Source organism: Sulfitobacter sp. 1A10359, assembly GCF_043558145.1.
Lineage (GTDB): Bacteria > Pseudomonadota > Alphaproteobacteria > Rhodobacterales > Rhodobacteraceae > Sulfitobacter > Sulfitobacter faviae.
On record NZ_JBIFGB010000003.1, the window covers coordinates 15914 to 34121 of the forward strand.

The window sequence follows — 18208 nt, forward strand, 5'->3', positions numbered from 1 at the left end:
CTTCCTTTCGACCCGCGTTAACCGACGGGTTTACTCTTCGTTATATCTATAGCCGATGCCGTAAAGCGTCTCGATCGCCGAGAATTCGTCATCAGCGCTGCGCATCTTCTTGCGCAGGCGCTTGATGTGGCTGTCGATGGTGCGGTCATCCACATAGACCTGATCATCATAGGCCACATCCATCAGTTGGTCGCGCGATTTCACGAAACCGGGGCGCTGCACGAGGGCTTGCAGCAGCAGGAATTCGGTCACGGTCAGCGACACATCCTTGCCCTTCCAGCTTACCGCGTGGCGCAGCGGGTCCATCCGCAGATCGCCGCGTTCCATCACCTTGGTCTCTTCGGTATCGCCGACCTCATTCGTCTCGACCGCGTCTTGGCGGCGCAGAAGGGCGCGGATACGCTCGACCAACAGGCGCTGGCTGAAGGGTTTTTTGACGTAATCGTCGGCCCCCATGCGCAGGCCCAGCACCTCGTCGATCTCATCGTCCTTGGAGGTCAGGAAAATCACCGGCATCGCGGTTTTCTGGCGCAGACGTTGGAGCAGATCCATGCCGTCCATACGGGGCATCTTGATGTCCAGCACCGCCATATCGGGCAGTTTCTTGTTGAAGGCGTCCAGCGCCGCTTGGCCATCGTTATAGGTTTCCACTTCGAAACCTTCAGCTTCAAGAGTCATCGAAACGGATGTCAGGATGTTCCTGTCATCGTCTACCAATGCGATCTTTGACATTGCCTGCTTCCTTATGCTGCTCAATTCGTTCTTATTTTTGGAGTCAGTGATCTCCAATATTACAGATCGAATCAATCCTTAAGTGCGAATCGTGCCTCTGAGATGCACCAATTCCGTCATAATTTGGTTAGGAATGGCTAAATTGCCGCACTTTGACTGGCCCCGCCCAAGGTGAAGACGCGGCAGCATCCACCGCTTTGGGGCGGGTTCTAAGCGCTCAGAAACAAAGTTTTAGATGATGGCGCTAACTGTGACAAAGCTGCCTGTTCAACCTGAAAACGCCCGTGTTAAGAGGCTCTCAAGGCCCCCGACGCCCAGGGCAATTGCGCCCGCTCGGACACGTTCTGCGCTGCTCACGCGCTACCACAGGAGACATCATATGACATTTGGACGGGTAAACCCGCAGTTCAGCCTCAAGGATCAGCAGATCACCGGGCTGGGCGATGTCTATTACAACCTGACCGAGCCCGCGCTCGTCGAAGCCGCGCTGAAGCGCGGCGAAGGCAGCCTCGGCAAGGGCGGCGCCTTCCTGGTCACCACTGGCAAGTTCACCGGCCGCTCGCCGAAGGACAAACACGTGGTCAAGACCGACAGCGTGGCCGAGAGCATCTGGTGGGAGAACAACGCCGAGATGTCGCCCGAAGGCTTCGACGCGCTCTACGACGACATGATCGCCCACATGCAGGGCAAGGACTACTTCGTGCAGGACCTCGTCGGCGGTGCGGACCCCAAACATGCGATCAACGTGCGCATGGTGACCGAACTGGCATGGCACGGGCTTTTCATTCGCACCATGCTGCGCCGCCCCTACGCCGAAGCGCTGAAGGACTTCACTGCCGATTTCACCGTCATTAACTGCCCCAGCTTCCAGGCCGATCCGGCCAAGCACAACTGCCGCAGCGAGACCGTGATCGCGATGAACTTCGACCGCAAGATGATCCTCATCGGCGGCACCGAATACGCGGGCGAGAACAAGAAATCGGTCTTCACCCTGCTGAACTACCTGCTGCCCGAAAAAGGCATCATGCCGATGCACTGCTCGGCCAACCACGCCAATGGTAACCCGGTCGACACCGCCGTCTTCTTCGGCCTCTCGGGCACCGGCAAGACCACCCTCTCCGCCGATCCCGAGCGCACGCTGATCGGCGATGACGAGCACGGCTGGTCTGACAACGGCACCTTCAACTTTGAAGGCGGCTGCTATGCCAAGACCATCAACCTCAACCCCGAGGCGGAGCCGGAGATCTACGCAACGACCTCCAAATTCGGCACCGTGATCGAGAATATGGTCTTCGATCCCGATACTTTTGAACTCGACTTCGACGACGACTCGCTCACCGCCAACATGCGTGCCGCCTACCCGCTGCACTACATCTCGAACGCAAGTGAGAAGGCCGTCGGCGGCCACCCGAAAAACATCATCATGCTGACCTGTGATGCCTTCGGCGTGCTGCCCCCGATCGCGCGGCTGAGCCCGGCGCAGGCGATGTATCATTTCCTGTCGGGCTTCACCTCCAAGGTGGCGGGAACCGAGCGTGGCGTGACCGAGCCGGAGCCCACATTCTCCACCTGTTTCGGCGCCCCCTTCATGCCGCGCCGCCCCGAGGTTTACGGCAACCTGCTGCGCGAAAAGATCGCCCAGCACGGCGCCACCTGCTGGCTCGTGAACACCGGCTGGACCGGCGGCGCATACGGCACCGGCTCGCGGATGCCGATCAAGGCGACCCGCGCCCTGCTCAGCGCCGCGCTCGAAGGCCGTCTGGCGGATGCCGAGTTCCGTAAGGATCCGAACTTCGGCTTCGATGTCCCTGTCGAGGTGAACGGCGTCGCCGACATCCTGCTCGACCCGCGCCGGACCTGGGACGATCCAGAAGCCTATGACCGTCAAGCGGCAAAACTGGTCAAGATGTTCTCGGACAACTTCGAGCAGTACCTGCCCCATATCGACGACGACGTGAAAGCCGCGGCGATCAGCTAAGCTTTTCGCCAAGGACAAAAAGAAAGGGCCGCCCCTGTTGGGCGGCCCTTTTCGCATCTCACGCTCCGTGGCCCTTAGCCTGCGAAAGTCACCTTCGCATCCAAAGGCATCTCGCGCAGGAAACTGTCATCCACGCCGACGATATTGACCGAAGTCGACCGATCAACCGCCGCGATCAGGGCAAAGCTCTTGTCCGGATAGCGCCCGGCCATCAGCAAACGTTTATAGGCCAAAGGCACCGGCGCGCCCCCCTCCTCCCGCGGGATTTCAGTGACCACCTCGTCCAAGCGAACGCCACAGGTCGACTCAACCTCCCGAAAGGGGTAGTTCAGCATATTCTCGAACTCAGGACCGCCGGGGAAGAGTTTGATGGGCCGCCCGATGCTGCTGCGCGCATTGGTCCAGCCCCACCATTGCGTGTAAAAGGATTTCTCCCCCACTTCGGTACAAATCCATCCATTGGGCGAATCGCGATACACCAACACATAGGGGCGCATGGCGCGAAAGGCTTCGCTTTCCAACTCACCCCGGCTCAAGCTCCACGCCTGCAACACGGCCTGAAGCATGGCAGAGCCACCGTCCCAGATCAGCGACAGAGGCTGCTGTTGTTGGTGAAAACACCAACCGTTCGGCTCTTCATGCGAAAGGCGCAGCATGCCATCGGCATGGCGCGTTTTGCCATCCAGCCACAGCTTGCCCCGATCGAGAATATCGCGTGCCTCGGGCAAGGCTTCCAGGCCGACCTTGGTCAGGGAATAGCGGCGATTTTCGATGGTAAACAGCGGCGCGCCCATCGCCTCTTCCAACTGCTGGATATGCCGCCGGACCGTCTGCCGTGTGCTGACCAATTCGGCCACCGCATGGCTGAGGTTCAAAGTATGCGCCAGCGTCACGAAAGAGCGCATCATCTCGAACAAAAGGGCCGGAGCGGGGTCCTTTTGCAAGGTCTGGGGCACGGGTGCGCCCGGCTCAATATCGGACATATGCTGGTTCATAGGCAAGGGATGGTACATGAATCACCCGGTAACGCAATATAATCCATACAGCTAGGGTGAATTGGTTAACGCAAAGAGGCCAGATCTAGGCAATTGATCCTCAATACATTGCGGGTAGTGAATATATTGTACTCAACCTGAGGTATTGAACCATGTCCCACCCCGTAGACGTTCACGTCGGTCGTCGGCTCAAGCAGGCACGCACCCTGCGACGGCAATCCCAGACCGATGTGGCACGCGAACTCAAACTGTCGTTTCAACAGATTCAGAAGTATGAAATCGGCTCCAACCGGATCGCCGCCAGCCGTTTGCATGAGCTGGCCCGGATACTCAACGTCACCCCCGGCTATTTCTTCGAAGGGCTGGATGACGACAACCCCGAGGCCAGCAACGACCCCTCGCTCGACATCGTAAACGCCATCGGCTCCATCAAGGATGATGCGGTAAAGGCCCGAATTCTAACGTTTATTGAGGATGTTGCCGGCGTCACCGTCGCGCGCAAAGGCTGATCACAGTCCGTCATTCACGCGAAACTCCCTAGGGCCATACGGCTCACACCACCTGACCAACGGCTACGAAAGCCCGCGGCAAACTGATGCGCACCCGCTTTAAGGGCCGGTCCAAATTACCGGCGTCTCCCACCTTCACGCGACCAGCGTTTCCGCCTTTTTCAAATCGACAGAGACCAACTGGCTCACCCCCTGCTCCGCCATAGTGACGCCAAAGAGCCGGTCCATCCGGGCCATCGTCACCGCATGGTGCGTGATGATCAGAAAGCGCGTGTCGGTCTGACGGCACATCTCATCCAGCAGATCACAGAACCTGGTCACATTTGCGTCATCAAGCGGCGCGTCGACCTCATCCAGCACACAGATCGGCGCCGGATTGGCGAGGAAGACGGCAAAGATCAGCGCCATCGCGGTCAATGTCTGCTCTCCACCCGACAGCAGGCTGAGGGTGCTCAGCTTCTTGCCCGGCGGCTGGCACATGATCTCCAGCCCGGCTTCCAAGGGATCGTCGCTTTCGACCATCACAAGGTTCGCCTCACCGCCGCCGAAGAGATGGGTGAACAGCATCGAGAAATTCGCGTTCACCTGATCAAAGGCGGTCAACAGCCGCTCCCGCCCCTCGCGGTTCAGGCCCGCAATGCCGCTGCGCAGGGTTTTGATCGCCTCTTCCAGATCGGCCTTCTCAGTCAGCAGCGCTTCGTGCTCTTCGCGTATCTCTTTGGCATCGTCCTCGGCGCGCAGGTTCACTGCGCCCAAGGAATCCCGCTGCCGCTTGTATCGGTTCACGTCCTCTTCAAGCGTTTCCACCGGTGGAATCTGATCCGTCTCGACATCAAGCGCATCGCGCAGCGCCTCGGGCGTGCTTTGCCGTTCGTCCTGAATGCGCTCTGCCGCATGGGTCACCGTTTCACGGGCGGCATCGCTGCGCGCCTCGGCCCGGGCACGGGCCTCCCGCGCATCCGATGCCTGCCGCTCCGCGTCGCGCTCGGCGTCCGTCGCGGCTTTCAGGGCGGCCTCCGCGGCGGCCAGCGTTTCCGCGGCATGGGTGCGGCGGGCTTCGGCAGAGGTGATCGCGCCCGACAGGTCTTCCCGCTTCGCCGCGATCTCCGCCGGGACAGCGCTCGCCTCAGTCAATTCGGCCTCCGACGCGGTCTTGCGCTCGACCAATTCAGCGCTGCGCTTGCCCGCCGTTTCCAAGCGATTCCGCCAGCCGCTGACCTCTTTCGCGACCTCTTGCAGCCGCCGTCTGCGCGCCTCGCCCTCGCGGCGCAATTCGTCATGGGCCGAGCGGCGCGACATCATGGTGATCCGCGACGCCTCGACCGTCATGCGGACATCTTCAACCGTCGCACGGGCGGCGGAGAGGTCATCCAAGCCCGCCAGCGTGCGCTCGGCGTCCATCACCTCGGCCCGCGCGGTGATCGCGGCTTCCTCATGGCGCTTCACGGCAAGGCCGAGGGATTCCAACCGGCTTTGGGCGAGGTTGCGATCCGCCTCTGCCCGACTTAACGCGCGGCCCGCCTCGGCGACCTGCCGGTCCGCATCGCGCCGCGCCTCGCGGGCCCGTTTGTCGGCCTCGGCCTGTTCGGCCAATTGCTGCTGGAGGGTCTCATGCGCCGCCCGCGCGGCATCGCCACGGGCGCTCGCCTGTTCCAACGTCTGTTTAAGGACTTCCAACCGGTTCAACTGCTGCAAGCGCAGCGCGGCGGCCGATGGCGCATCTTCGGCCATGGCACGGAAACCGTCCCACCGCCAGAGGTCCCCCTCCTTCGACACCAAGCGCTGCCCCGGCTGCAACTGCGCCTGCAACTCTCCGCCCGCGTCGGCGTCAACGAGCCCGACTTGGGCCATTCGGCGCTCTAACACCCGCGGCACGGTGACATGCTGCGTGAGCGGGGTCACTTCGGCGGGTAGTGGCTGCGGCACCGGGTAGCTCGGCAAATGCGCCCATCCTGAGGGGCGATCGGCCTCTACCTCAGGCGCGCGCAGGTCATCGGCCAAGGCTGCGCCGAGCGCTTTCTCAAAGCCCTGTTCCACTTGCAACCGGTCGAGAACCTGCCCGCCTTCGGCGCTGTCACGCTCCACCAACTTTGCCAGCGCGCCAACCTCGGCGCGCAGGGCCTTGGCCTCGCCCTCCGCCTCAGAGCGCTCCGCGCGGGCCTCGGCCTCGCGCGATTGCGTGTCGGCGCGGGTCTCTTCGGCAGCCAAAAGGGCGGCATCCGCCGCCGCCGAGGCGGTGACGGCAGCGGCTTCGGCCTTCTCAGCCGCGGCGAAATCTAGCCCGGCCTTGTCGAGGGTCGCTTGGCTTTGGGCCACCGCATCGCGGGCCTTGCGGGCCTCGGCCTCCGACTTCTCTAACGTCTTGCGGCTGTCCTGAAGCAGGCGTTCCGCCGAACTGTGGCGCGCGGCCAAACGGGCCACGTCTTCGGTCTGCTGCGAAAGATCGGCCTCGCGGGTTTGCAAGACTTCGGCTGCCTCGCGCGCGGCCTGTTCCGCCGCCTCAACCGCGCTGTCGTGCCCCTTATCCGCCTTGGCGAGGTCTGCCGCTTCCTCTTCGAGCCGCGCGATCGTTTCTTCCGCGTCGCGGTTCAGCCCGCCTTCGCGTTCGATGTCGCGGGTCAGCTGGGCAATTCGTCCGGTCAGGGTCTCGATCAGCGACGCCGCCCGTGCTTCTTCCTCGGTCAGCGTGTCGCGCTGCGTGGTGAGACGTTGCAGAATCGCAGTCGCAATCGCCTCTTCCTCGCGCAGGGGTGGCAAGGCGGCTTCGGCCTCCTCCCGCCCTTCGGCCACGCGGCGCACCTGCGCTTCGGCCTCTGCCGTGGCGGCGACACGGGCACGCAAGTCCCCCTCGGCCTTCGCACGCGCCTCATCGGCTTCGCGCCAGCGGCGATACAACAGCAAGCCTTCGGCATGGCGCAATGCTTCGCCAATCGCACGATACCGCGCCGCCTGCCGGGCTTGCCGGGCCAGCGTGGCCAATTGCGCGGCCAGTTGTTCGACCACATCATCTACGCGGGCGAGGTTTTGCTCCGCCCCGTTGAGTTTCAACTCGGCCTCATGGCGGCGCTGATACAGGCCCGAGATGCCAGCGGCCTCTTCCAAAATGCGGCGACGGCTCTTCGGCTTGGCGTTAATCAACTCGGCAATCTGCCCCTGCCGCACCAAAGCGGGGCTATGCGCCCCGGTCGAGGCATCGGCGAAAAGCATCTGCACATCGCGGGCGCGCACATCCTTGCCGTTCACCTTATAGGCGCTGCCGACATCGCGGGTGATCCGGCGTACGATTTCAAGCGCGTCTTGCTCGTTAAACCCCGCAGGCGCCAACCGGTCACTGTTGTCGAGGTGCAGCGCCACCTCGGCGAAGTTGCGTGCGGGCCGGGAGGAGGCTCCGGCGAAGATCACATCTTCCATGCCGCCGCCGCGCATGGCGGTCGGGCGGTTTTCGCCCATCACCCATCGCAGCGCTTCGAGCAGGTTGGATTTGCCACAGCCGTTCGGCCCCACGACCCCGGTCAACCCGTCGGAGATGACGAGGTCGGTCGGGTCCACAAAGCTTTTGAAGCCGGTTAATCTGAGTTTGGAAAAGCGCAAGTTAGCCCTGCCGTGATTGATTCTCGCCTGAGCGGCGAACTTGCCGTTTGGCATGGGTCCGAGTCAATCAAAAGCCCCAAGGGAGAGGGGGCGGTCGGCGGTTATCCACAAGATATTGTCTTGATCGGCGTGTTTGCCCACGGGGCGCCTAGTCGGAGCGGGTCGATAGCACGCTTCGCCCATTCCGCGGCCCTCGCCTCATGCGATGCCGCAATACAAAGCCCGGCCTAATCGCAGTCTAGCACCCCAAGCGCCAGCGCCTGATCGCCCAGAACCTCCTTCACCTCACAGCCGCTAACCAGTGCCATCGCGCGCCCGGCCCGCGCGCGGATGGGGCCAAAGCGCGGCGCGTATTGGGTGTTTACGCGCACCGCCTCTGCCCGCTCGCCCCGTACGCGCACATCGAACACCGACCCCTCCACGGAGATCCGCTGCGCCGGCAGCCCCCGGAACTCCCGACTGGGCGCCGTACAGGCCGCGAGGCTGAATAAGACTGCAATGATGATGAGCAACCGCATGACGCAACCCTGCCCCCGCAGAGTTAACAAAAGCCTAACGCAAAAGAAAAAGCCCCGGCGGGGCCGGGGCTTTCAAAAATCTATAAGGCGCTGGCTTAGTGCAGCTTGGCTTCGACTTGAGCGATGCCATTGTCGATCAGCTTGTTGCCCTGTGCGGCGGTCATCTGCTTGGCGATCACGTCGCGCGCGGCGGCCACGGCGATGGTCACGGCTTGGTCGCGGACTTCCTTTACAGCGGCGGCCTCGGCCGAGCTGATCTGGTCTTTCGCGGCGGCCATGCGACGCTCAAGCGACTTGGCCATATCCGCCCGCGCCTGTTCGGCGGCGAGACGGGCGTCTTCCTTGGCGGAAGACACGATCCGGTCCGCTTGGTCCTGCACCTCTTTCTGCTTGCGCTCGTAAGAGGCCAGCAGGGTTTGCGCTTCTTCACGCAGGGCGCGGGCTTCTTCCAGCTCGGTCTTGATGCCGTCGGCGCGTTTGTCGAGCATGCCGATCAAAAGCGTTGGCACCTTGAAGTAAATCAGGATCCCAAGGAACAGCAGGAAGGCCAGCAACACGATGAAATCGGTGTTGCGCAGCGAAAAGAAAGGCCCCGTGGCGGCAAGCGCCGGCGAAGCGGCGAGACCGGCGAGCAGGGTCGAAAGTGTCAGGCGCATGGATTTGGTCATGGCTTATCCTTTCATCCGCGCGTCGACGGCAGCGCTGACGGTTGCGGTATCGGCCGTGCCACCCAGAGCGGCGACGAGGGCCTCGGCGGTGTCCTTGGCAACGGCTTGTACGTTGTCCATGGCGCCCGCGCGAATTTCGGCGATGGCTTTTTCCGATTCCGCCACTTGCGCGGCAATCTCGGCATCGGCCTTGGCCATTTCGGCATCCAGATCAGCCTGCATGTCCGCTTTTGCTTGGGCCACAATCTGCTGTGCCTCGGCACGGGCGTCGATCAGGGCCTTGTCATAGGCGGCTTCGGCTTCCTGCGCCTTGACCTTAAGGTCTTCGGCAGCCGCGATGTCATTGGTGATGGTCCCTTGGCGTTCAGCCAAAACCGCACCGATACGAGGCAGAGCCACGCGCGACAGGATCAGGTAGGTGGCGATCAGCGCCAGGATCAGCCAGAAAATCTGGTTGCCCCAGTGATCGAAGTTCAGCTGCGGCATGCCCGGCGTTTCGGCAGCATGGGTCGCAATGCCGGTCGCGTCGGCCAGCCCGTCGCTGGTTGTTACAGTTGCCATCGTGGCTTCTCCTTGGAAACTTTGCCGTTACAGCCGGGCAGACACGGCGATGCGCGCCTGCCCGCTCGTAAGGATTACAGTTCCGAGAGCTTAGACAGCGAACATCAGCAGCAGAGCGACGAGGAACGAGAAGATCCCCAGAGCTTCTGCGAAAGCGATGCCGATGAACAGGGTCGCTGTCTGGCTTGCGGCTGCCGAGGGGTTGCGCAGTGCGCCGGACAGGAAGTTGGCGGCAACGTTGCCGACACCCAGGGCTGCGATGCCTGTGCCGAGACCTGCGATGCCTGCGCCGATATGTGCGAGTTGACCTTCCATTGGGGTATCTCCTTACGATTGGAAGTTAAAACTTTGACGGGAAACCCCGCCGTTGTTGGGGTTGTTAGTGTGCCGGGTGCAGCGCGTCTTTGAGGTACACGCATGTCAGGATGGTAAAGACATAGGCCTGAATGAAGGCCACCAGCACTTCGAGACCGTACATCGCGGTGATCGCGACGACCGAAACGGGCGAGATGACAGCGATGGCGGCGAAACCGGCGAAAACCTTGATCACCGCGTGGCCCGCCATGACGTTGCCCGCCAGACGAATGGAGTGGCTAACTGGGCGCACGAAGTAGCTGATCAGTTCGATGATCGCCAGCACGGGGCGCAGGGCCAGAGGCGCCGAGGACACCCAGAAGAGGCTCAGGAACGCCGCGCCATTCTTGACGAAGCCGACGACGGTCACAGTGATGAACACCGCCAGCGCCAGCACCACGGTCACCGAGAAATGCGCGGTGGGGGTGAAGGCTGTCGGGATCAGGCCGAGGAAGTTGGCCATGACGATGAACATGAACAGGGTCATGATATAGGGGAAGAACTTTAGCCCCTCTTTGCCGCAGATGTCTTCGACCATCTTGTGGATGAAGCCGTAAGCCAGTTCAGCCACAGACTGCATACGGCCCGGAACGACCGAGCGGCGCGCGCTGCCCAGAACGAGCATCGCGAAAGTGGCCAGAACCGCCAGCGCCATCCAGAAGGTCGCGTTGGTGATGGTGTACCAAGCAACGGAAGCATCGTCGCCAAAGAGCGGCGATACGATGAACTGGTCCATCGGGTGGAATTCCAGACCGCCTGTTTCAGCGCCGTGTGTCTCTGTTGCCATCTCAGGCTCCCTCGTCCTTGCCCGAATGGGGCGTATCCTGTTCGGCCGGTTCGGCCTGTTGTTTACCCTGGATTTCCTCAGCGGTGCGGAGCATCGTCTTCACCCCCGCCGCAAGGCCCAGCATTACGAATAGCACCATGAAAATGGGCAGCGTGCCAAAGAGCACATCCAGCCCGTATCCGATGCCGAAACCGATCCCAAGACCGGCCACAAGTTCGATCACCATCCGCCATGCCATATTGGCCTGCGAGTAATGTTCATCCGCCCGGGGCTTGGGTGCGCCGCGTTCTTTCGCAGCCGCCAGTCTGGCCTCAAGCTGCTCCATCTGCTGCCGTTGGTCCGGGCTGGTCACACCAAAATCCCCTTAGGAATATCTGCTGCGGTGCTACTGTCAGGGCGGGTTAGAGTCAACAACCTTGGCCGCCGCGGGTTTTCACGAGTTTACAAGGGCTTACGGGAGGCGGAGGCAACCCACACTTGAAACGGGCCCGGCAAACCCCAAGGAAATCGCGCCGAAGGGTTATTCAACTCAGCGGTTAAGTTAGCCGCAATGCCCGCTTTCGCCTGTGCGCGCCCCGCGCTATTCAGACGTATGACCCAAGACCTCGATCAGGTGTTTGCCGCTCTCGCCGACCCCACGCGTCGCGCCATCCTCGCCATGCTGTTGGAGGATGATATGGCCGTTACCGATGTCGCCGAGCCCTTCGAGATGTCGCTTGCCGCGATCTCGAAACATTTAGGCGTTCTGACAGCGGCGGGGCTGATCAGTCAGGAAAAGCGGGGGCGGGTGAAATGGTGCAAACTGGAACCGGATGCGCTGCGCGATGCGTCGGTCTGGATGCAGGGGTTCGGGCAATTCGAGCCGGTGAACCTTGATGCCTTCGAACGTTTTTTGGAAATCGAACTGCCTGAGGGCGGCGAAGGCGAGATGCGCTCAGGGTCAGAGTAGGTGATACATATATAGATAGAGTGATCCCCCCTTGCCGCGAGGTAAATAAGACAAGGGGAGGATCAATCGACGGTCAGATGACGCCGAATGCGAAACGCAAAATAGCCAAAACCACGACGATCAACCCGATCAGGTAAATAATACTACGCATGGTGGTGTCCTTCACTGTTAATTCACGCCCAACGCCGGGCGTCGCGCTAAGGTTCCACCGATTCCGCAACTTTCTGAATTTTTATGATTTTTCTTCGTCATCCCCGCGCAGCAGCAGCGAAAGCGCGAGGATCGTCAGCAGCACCCCGCCCCAGACCAGCGCCCCCGGCAGGGCATTGCCAAAGCCCAACTCCCACAGGATTACCCAGCTGGGCGTGAGATAGGTATAGGCCATGACCTTGGCCGAAGGCAGCCGCAGCGCCGCGAATTGCAACAGAACCACCGTGGCCGCCGTGGCAAAGACCGCGACATAGAGGATGGTGATCCAGACCAAGGGGCGCAGCGCGCTCCAATCGGTCGCGCGGAGGTCTTTCCAGCCGTAAAGCCCCAAGAGCACCGTGCCCGCCAACAGGGTGCCAAAGGTGAACATCACCGCGCTTTCTCCGCGGTTCAGCCGCCTTACCATGGGGGTATAAAGCGCGTGGCTGATGCAGCCGACGAAATAAATCGCCTCCCCCCGCCCGATGTCGAAGGCCAAAAGCGCCGCAAGGTCGCCGCGAAAGATCACCCAAAGCGCCCCGGCCCCGCCGATGGCCAGCGCCAGCGCCATGCGCCCTGTCATGACCTGCCGCATCAACAGCCAGGCGAACCCCGCCGCCATCACCGGCACGAGGGTAAAGACCGCCGCCGCAGCCACCGGGGGCGCGGTCTTCAACCCTTCGAACATCAAGACGAAGTAGAGCGTGAACAGCCCCGCCAGCACGAAATAGCGCCAAGGTGCTGCAAAGCCCGCCCGGCTGATATCGCCTCGCCCCCAGGCCAAGACCCCGACCAGGACCGTCGCCAAGACAAAACGCAGGGCGTTCAGCGCTGTCGGCGTGATCTCGTTCGCCACCTGCGCCCCGAGCGAGAATGAACCGGCCACCAAGGCCGAGAAGCAAAGCATCGCCAGATGCCCCTGCGCCGCGGCACTTATTCGGGACATGTGACCGCATCCTCGGCATGTTCCTTGAGGAACCGCAGCACCGCCTGCACCTTGCTGGTGCGGTGCAGATCGACATGGGTGACCAGCCAAAGCGCACTGCCCCAATCGGGGCGCGGCGCGTGAATCTCGACCAATTGCGGATCATTGCGCCCCATGGCGGCGGGCAGGCCGCCGATCCCGGCCCCGGCCCGCAGCGCCGCCTCCATCGCCGTGCCGCTGGTGCTGCGCCATGTCACGCTTTCCTCTGGCACCGTGGCCCAGAGCCACTTGTGATAGGGCGCGCGGCTGTCGCGGTTGTCGGCGGCGATGAAACGGTGCTTGTGATAATCCTCCGGCCCCTGCGGGATGCCGTACTGCGCCACATAGTCCCGGCTGGCATAGGCCCCCACCGCCAGCTGCGCATAGGGCTGCACCACATTGTCGGGCTGATCCGGCGCGGCCCCGGCACGGATGGCGACATGCGCCTCGCCATATTCCAGCCGGAACAAGCGGTCTCCGATCAGATAGCGCACCACCAGTTCGGGGTTCTGGCGCTGGAACTCGGTCAGCAAAGGCGCAAGCTGCGGGGCGAGGAAATCGAGCGAGGTGATCACCAACTCCCCCGAAACATCGCTGCCGCGCCCTTTTATCCGCCCGGCCAATTGGCTGAACTGGTCGTCCGTCGCCCGCGCCACCCGCAGCAGGTCCTCCCCCGCCTCGGTGGCCGTGTAGCCCCGCGCATGACGCTGAAACAGCTTCACACCAAGCCGCCCTTCCAGCGCGTCGATATGACGGATCACGGTGGCATGGTGCACGCCCAGCACCTCTGCCGCGCCGCTGACGGTGCCAAGCTGTGCGACCTGATAGGCGGTCCTGATCTCATCCCAATTGTCCATTGTTCACCTCGCCTTCCCGACTTGTGCATTTACGAACATGGTCACGCTCATTCTGGCAGTTGCGTTCGCGAGCACAATGGCCAATTCCACGCCATCAGATTTACCCTTGGAACAAGGATCAACACCATGGCCACATTGCGCATTGAAACCTCGGTGAACCGCGAAAACTCCGTCACCCGCCAACTGACGGACCGGATCATCGCAACCCTGGGCGACAGCGACGTCGTCACCCGTGACATCGCCAGCGAACCCCTGCCGCTGATCGATTCGACATGGGCCAGCGCCCGGGTGAAACCCGCCGAAGAGCGCACCGAGCTGGATCAAGAAGCCCTCGCCCTCTCCGACGCGCTGGTCGCTGAAGTGCAGGCCGCCGATACGATCGTGATCAGCGCGCCCATCTACAACTTCACCATTCCCGCCTCGCTGAAAGCATGGATTGACCTGATCGCCCGCGTCGGCGTGACCTTCCGCTACACCGAAGACGGCCCCCAAGGGCTGCTGGAGGACAAACGCGTCATCGTCGCCTTTGCGTCGGGCGGCACGGGCATCGATTCCGCCGCCGATTTCGCCAGCGGCTACCTACGCTTCGTGCTGGGCTTTCTGGGCATCACCGATGTGACCTTCGTCGCAGCGGACCAGTTGGCCGTGGACGCCGAAGGCACCATCGCCCGCGCCCATGCGCAGATCGACGCGCTGCGCGACGCGGCCTAAGCGCCCCGCCCTCTCCTCCAAATCAGCCGCGTCTCCACACCGGGGGCGCGGCTTTTGCATGGCGGCCTTTCGCCAGCCACCCCACGCGGCTTGACTCGCACCCCCGCAGCGCGTAAACGCCAACCGATCTCCGGAAGCATTGCCTTCCGGTCCCGGCCTGTCGTCGGGATCGCCCCCAGTCAGCGCGTTGCGCCCACTGGGGCGTTTGTGCATTTTCGCGCGCGTCCTTAAATAGGGGCAAGTGCAACCGACCCGAAAGGCCCTGTGCCCATGTTTGAAAATCTAAGCGAACGGCTCTCTGGTGTCTTTGACCGCCTGACCAAACAAGGCGCGCTCAGCGACGAGGACGTCAAGACCGCCCTGCGCGAAGTGCGCGTCGCCCTGTTGGAAGCGGACGTTTCGTTGCCCGTGGCGCGTGAATTCGTCAAAACGGTGCAGGAAAAGGCCACGGGCCAAGCGGTGACCAAATCGGTGACGCCGGGCCAGCAGGTCGTCAAGATTGTCCATGACGCGCTGATCGATGTGCTGAAAGGCGAAGGCGAACCCGGTTCGCTCAAGATCGACAGCCCGCCCGCGCCGATCCTGATGGTCGGTTTGCAGGGCGGCGGTAAGACCACCACCACCGCGAAACTCGCCAAGCGCATGAAAGACCGCGACGGCAAGCGCGTGCTGATGGCCTCGCTCGACGTGAACCGCCCCGCGGCGATGGAGCAATTGGCGATCCTCGGCACGCAGATCGGCGTCGACACACTGCCGATCGTCAAGGGCGAAAGCCCGGTGCAGATCGCCAAACGCGCTAAAACGCAGGCGGGTTTGGGCGGTTATGACGTCTATATGCTCGACACCGCGGGCCGCCTGTCCATCGACGAAGAGTTGATGAGCCAAGTCGAAGCCGTGCGCGACGTGGCCAATCCACGTGAAACATTGCTGGTCGTCGACGGCCTGACCGGTCAGGATGCCGTGCACACGGCTGAGAACTTTGACGAGCGTATCGGCATCTCCGGCGTCGTGCTGACCCGGATGGACGGCGATGGCCGTGGCGGTGCTGCGCTCTCGATGCGGGCCGTGACCGGCAAGCCGATCAAATTCGTTGGTCTGGGCGAAAAGATGGACGCGCTGGAGACCTTCGAGCCCGAGCGTATCGCGGGCCGCATCCTCGGCATGGGCGACATTGTGGCGCTGGTCGAGAAGGCGCAGGAAACCATTGAGGCCGAACAGGCCGAGAAGATGATGAAGCGCATGGCCAAGGGTCAGTTCAACATGAACGACCTAAAGATGCAGCTTGAGCAGATGATCAAGATGGGCGGCATGCAGGGCATGATGGGCATGATGCCCGGCATGGGGAAAATGGCGAAACAGGTCGAAGACGCCGGTTTCGACGACAAGATCCTCAAGCAGCAGATCGCCCTGATCCAGTCCATGACCAAAAAAGAGCGCGCCAACCCTGCTCTGCTTCAGGCCAGCCGCAAGAAGCGGATCGCCAAGGGTGCCGGCATGGAGGTTTCTGACCTTAACAAGCTGATGAAGATGCACCGCCAGATGTCCGACATGATGAAAAAGATGGGCAAAGGCGGTATGCTCAAGCAGGCCATGAAGGGCATGATGGGCAAGGGCGGCATGCCCGGCGGCATGGACCCCTCCCAGATGGACCCCAAGGCGCTGGAAGCGGCGGCCAAGCAAATGGGCGGCAAGCTGCCCGGCGGTCTGGGTGGCATGGGCGGTGGCCTCGGCGGCGGCATGGGCCTGCCCGGCGGCCTCAGCGGTTTCGGGAAGAAGAAATGACCGAGCCCCTCACGGATACCGCCGCCCGCGCCGCCGAGCTGTTGAAAGAGCACCGCGCCTCGATCGACCGGCTCGACGCGATCCTCGTCTATACGCTGGGCGAGCGGTTCAAACACACGCAGGCCGTGGGGAAACTCAAGGCCACGCACGACCTTCCCCCCTCCGATCCGGCCCGCGAAGCGGCCCAGATCGAGCGGCTCGAAGATTTGGCGGAAGCGGCGGACCTCGACCCCGTCTTCGCCAAGAAGTTCTTGAACTTCATCATCGCCGAAGTCATTCGGCACCACAAAACCCACCAAGAATAGGACGGCCTCCCGTCCCCCCAACCAACCTAAAGGATTAAACACCATGGCAATGAAAATTCGTCTCGCCCGCGGCGGTTCCAAAAAGCGCCCCTTCTACCGCATCGTGGCCGCCGACAGCCGCATGCCGCGCGATGGCCGCTTCATCGAGAAGCTGGGCACCTACAACCCGCTGCTGCCGAAAGACAGCGAAGACCGCGTGAAAATGGACGTTGAAAAGGTTCAGGAATGGATCGCCAAAGGCGCCCAGCCGACCGAGCGCGTCGTTCGCATGCTGGAAGCCGCTGGCATCCGCGAAAAGACCGAGCGTAACAACCCCAAGAAGGGCGCACCGGGCAAGAAAGCCCAAGAGCGCGCGCAGGAGAAAGCCGACAAGGCCGCTGCCGCTGCCGAAGCTGCCAACGCCCCTGCCGAAGAAGCTTCCGCAGAATAAGCTTCGAGCGCCCGGCATGGATACATTCTCTGATGACTTCCGTGCCGGGCTGCACGACCTGATGCGATGGCGGCGCGACGTGCGCCGCTTTCGCACAGACCCGCTGAACGAGGCACTGGTGCAAACCTGCCTCGACAGCTTTACCCTCGCCCCTTCTGTGGGCCTGTCGGAACCATGGCGGATCATCCGCGTGACGTCCGACACCGCGCGCCAAGCCGCGCTTGAGAATTTCCAGACAGCCAATGCCCGCGCCCTTGCCGGATACGACGGCGAGAAGGCCGAGCGCTATGCAGGGCTCAAGCTTTCGGGCATGAGTGACGCGCCCGAGCAATTGGCGATCTACTGTGATGAAAGCACCAAAAAGGGAAGCGGTCTCGGCGCGGGCACCATGCCCGAGATGCGGCGCTATTCGGTGGTGGGGGCGATCACCCACCTATGGCTCACCGCCCGCGCCCATGGCCTCGGGCTAGGCTGGGTCTCGGTGCTCGACCCGGCAAAGCTGAACCGTGACCTTGCGGTGCCAGAGGATTGGTCGCTGGTGGCCTATCTTTGCATGGGCTGGCCCGAGGAAAACAGCCTGACGCCGGAACTGGAAACCAAGGGTTGGGAGACCCGCGCCCCCCGCCTTAAGGTCGAGACCCGCTAATGAGAAAGCTACTGTTCCTTCTGTCCGTGCTCGTGCTCGGCTTTGTCCTTGGCATCCGCTATGATCGGCAGTTAATGCAGGATGAATGCAAAGCCGGGGCCGGTGAATGGACCGGGACGATCTGCGTGAATTCGGAGTTGTTGCAATGAGTGACCAAGACTTGATCTGCGTCGGTGCCATCGCGGGCGCCTATGGCGTGCGCGGCGAAGTGCGGGTGAAAAGCTACTGCGCCGTGCCCGAAGACATCGAAAACTACCGCCCGCTGAGCACCGAGGACGGCAGCCGCCAGTTCACCCTTGCCTTGCTGCACCCGGTCAAAAACGGCTTTGCCGCGCGCATCGCCGAAATCACCACCAAGGAAGAGGCCGACGATCTGCGCGGTGTCTCGCTCTTTGCCGCGCGGGATCAATTGCCGGGCCTGCCGGATGACGAATTCTACCACGCCGATCTCATCGGGCTTGAGGTCTATGACACCGGCGGCGTGTTGCTGGGGCGCGTTAAAACGGTGCAGAACCACGGGGCGGACGATCTGTTGGAACTGCAACTTGCAGGTACCTCGGCCACCACCTTCCTGCCCTTCACCAAAGCCGCCGTGCCGACGGTCGACCTTGCCTCGGGCCGGATCATCGCCGACCCGCCTTTGGGCGTGCTGCCCGAGGGCAAGGATGGCTGAGACCGGAGC

At 62.4% G+C, this 18208-nt stretch carries 21 protein-coding genes; 10 read left to right on the forward strand and 11 right to left on the reverse strand.

What is annotated here, in order from left to right:
* Positions 1–30: 30 nt before the first annotated feature.
* Positions 31–732, reverse strand: coding sequence for a response regulator transcription factor (locus ACGYK2_RS08415; RefSeq protein ID WP_394374282.1), 702 nt, complete (start codon positions 730–732; stop codon positions 31–33).
* A 379-nt stretch (positions 733–1111) separates the two neighbouring features.
* Between ACGYK2_RS08415 and ACGYK2_RS08420 the strand changes: the two genes are divergently transcribed.
* On the forward strand, positions 1112–2710 hold the full coding sequence (locus ACGYK2_RS08420) for a phosphoenolpyruvate carboxykinase (protein WP_271688328.1): 1599 nt from the start codon (positions 1112–1114) through the stop codon (positions 2708–2710).
* Positions 2711–2784: 74 nt separating this feature from the next.
* On the opposite strand, the gene ACGYK2_RS08425 is transcribed toward ACGYK2_RS08420, so the two are convergent.
* Complete coding sequence (locus tag ACGYK2_RS08425; RefSeq protein WP_271688329.1) at positions 2785–3693, reverse strand: LysR family transcriptional regulator; 909 nt, start codon at positions 3691–3693, stop codon at positions 2785–2787.
* A 164-nt stretch (positions 3694–3857) separates the two neighbouring features.
* On the opposite strand from ACGYK2_RS08425, the gene ACGYK2_RS08430 reads away from it, so the two are divergent.
* A complete protein-coding gene (locus tag ACGYK2_RS08430) occupies positions 3858–4214 on the forward strand; it encodes a helix-turn-helix domain-containing protein (RefSeq protein ID WP_271688330.1) in 357 nt (118 codons plus the stop codon).
* A 135-nt stretch (positions 4215–4349) separates the two neighbouring features.
* Here the strand turns inward: ACGYK2_RS08430 and smc are convergent, their stop codons facing one another.
* The 7 genes from smc to ACGYK2_RS08465 form a co-directional block, all read right to left on the reverse strand.
* On the reverse strand, positions 4350–7805 hold the full coding sequence (gene smc / locus ACGYK2_RS08435; protein ID WP_276154331.1) for a chromosome segregation protein SMC: 3456 nt from the start codon (positions 7803–7805) through the stop codon (positions 4350–4352).
* Between the two features lie 227 nt (positions 7806–8032).
* Positions 8033–8323 carry a hypothetical protein gene (locus tag ACGYK2_RS08440; protein ID WP_271688333.1) on the reverse strand — a complete coding sequence of 97 codons (291 nt, stop codon included), beginning with the start codon at positions 8321–8323 and terminating at the stop codon, positions 8033–8035.
* A gap of 95 nt (positions 8324–8418) precedes the next feature.
* Positions 8419–8979: a F0F1 ATP synthase subunit B gene (locus ACGYK2_RS08445; protein WP_209216985.1), complete on the reverse strand. Its 561-nt coding sequence runs from the start codon at positions 8977–8979 to the stop codon at positions 8419–8421.
* Between the two features lie 15 nt (positions 8980–8994).
* A complete protein-coding gene (locus ACGYK2_RS08450; protein ID WP_136720208.1) occupies positions 8995–9552 on the reverse strand; it encodes a F0F1 ATP synthase subunit B' in 558 nt (185 codons plus the stop codon).
* A gap of 90 nt (positions 9553–9642) precedes the next feature.
* The gene (locus ACGYK2_RS08455) at positions 9643–9867 is read right to left on the reverse strand and encodes a F0F1 ATP synthase subunit C (protein ID WP_007118046.1); all 225 of its coding nucleotides are present in this window, start codon (positions 9865–9867) and stop codon (positions 9643–9645) included.
* A 64-nt stretch (positions 9868–9931) separates the two neighbouring features.
* Positions 9932–10693, reverse strand: coding sequence for a F0F1 ATP synthase subunit A (locus ACGYK2_RS08460; protein ID WP_067260637.1), 762 nt, complete (start codon positions 10691–10693; stop codon positions 9932–9934).
* A 1-nt stretch (position 10694) separates the two neighbouring features.
* Entirely contained in the window at positions 10695–11045 is a 351-nt protein-coding gene (locus ACGYK2_RS08465; RefSeq protein WP_067260640.1) for an AtpZ/AtpI family protein, read from the reverse strand.
* Positions 11046–11285: 240 nt separating this feature from the next.
* On the opposite strand from ACGYK2_RS08465, the gene ACGYK2_RS08470 reads away from it, so the two are divergent.
* Entirely contained in the window at positions 11286–11642 is a 357-nt protein-coding gene (locus tag ACGYK2_RS08470; protein WP_271690001.1) for a helix-turn-helix transcriptional regulator, read from the forward strand.
* Positions 11643–11874: 232 nt separating this feature from the next.
* Here the strand turns inward: ACGYK2_RS08470 and ACGYK2_RS08475 are convergent, their stop codons facing one another.
* Positions 11875–12777 (reverse strand): DMT family transporter, encoded by a 903-nt coding sequence (locus ACGYK2_RS08475; RefSeq protein WP_271688337.1) that lies wholly within the window; start codon positions 12775–12777, stop codon positions 11875–11877.
* A complete protein-coding gene (locus ACGYK2_RS08480; protein ID WP_271688338.1) occupies positions 12765–13652 on the reverse strand; it encodes a LysR family transcriptional regulator in 888 nt (295 codons plus the stop codon). The genes ACGYK2_RS08475 and ACGYK2_RS08480 overlap by 13 nt, the downstream gene beginning before the upstream one ends.
* Positions 13653–13778: 126 nt before the next feature.
* Here ACGYK2_RS08480 and ACGYK2_RS08485 point away from each other — a divergent pair, with 126 nt between their 5' ends.
* The 7 genes from ACGYK2_RS08485 to rimM all read left to right on the forward strand — a co-directional run bounded on the left by ACGYK2_RS08485 (position 13779) and on the right by rimM (position 18199).
* Positions 13779–14363, forward strand: coding sequence for an FMN-dependent NADH-azoreductase (locus ACGYK2_RS08485; RefSeq protein WP_067262237.1), 585 nt, complete (start codon positions 13779–13781; stop codon positions 14361–14363).
* 270 nt (positions 14364–14633) lie between these two features.
* Complete coding sequence (ffh, locus tag ACGYK2_RS08490; RefSeq protein WP_271688339.1) at positions 14634–16145, forward strand: signal recognition particle protein; 1512 nt, start codon at positions 14634–14636, stop codon at positions 16143–16145.
* Complete coding sequence (locus ACGYK2_RS08495) at positions 16142–16450, forward strand: chorismate mutase (protein ID WP_067262239.1); 309 nt, start codon at positions 16142–16144, stop codon at positions 16448–16450. Before ffh ends, ACGYK2_RS08495 begins: the two co-directional genes overlap by 4 nt.
* Positions 16451–16493: 43 nt before the next feature.
* Entirely contained in the window at positions 16494–16880 is a 387-nt protein-coding gene (gene rpsP, locus ACGYK2_RS08500) for a 30S ribosomal protein S16 (protein WP_067262240.1), read from the forward strand.
* Positions 16881–16896: 16 nt separating this feature from the next.
* Complete coding sequence (gene bluB / locus ACGYK2_RS08505) at positions 16897–17526, forward strand: 5,6-dimethylbenzimidazole synthase (RefSeq protein ID WP_271688340.1); 630 nt, start codon at positions 16897–16899, stop codon at positions 17524–17526.
* The gene (locus tag ACGYK2_RS08510) at positions 17526–17675 is read left to right on the forward strand and encodes a hypothetical protein (protein ID WP_169306052.1); all 150 of its coding nucleotides are present in this window, start codon (positions 17526–17528) and stop codon (positions 17673–17675) included. The genes bluB and ACGYK2_RS08510 overlap by 1 nt, the downstream gene beginning before the upstream one ends.
* The gene (rimM, locus tag ACGYK2_RS08515) at positions 17672–18199 is read left to right on the forward strand and encodes a ribosome maturation factor RimM (protein WP_271688341.1); all 528 of its coding nucleotides are present in this window, start codon (positions 17672–17674) and stop codon (positions 18197–18199) included. The genes ACGYK2_RS08510 and rimM overlap by 4 nt, the downstream gene beginning before the upstream one ends.
* Positions 18200–18208: the final 9 nt, after the last annotated feature.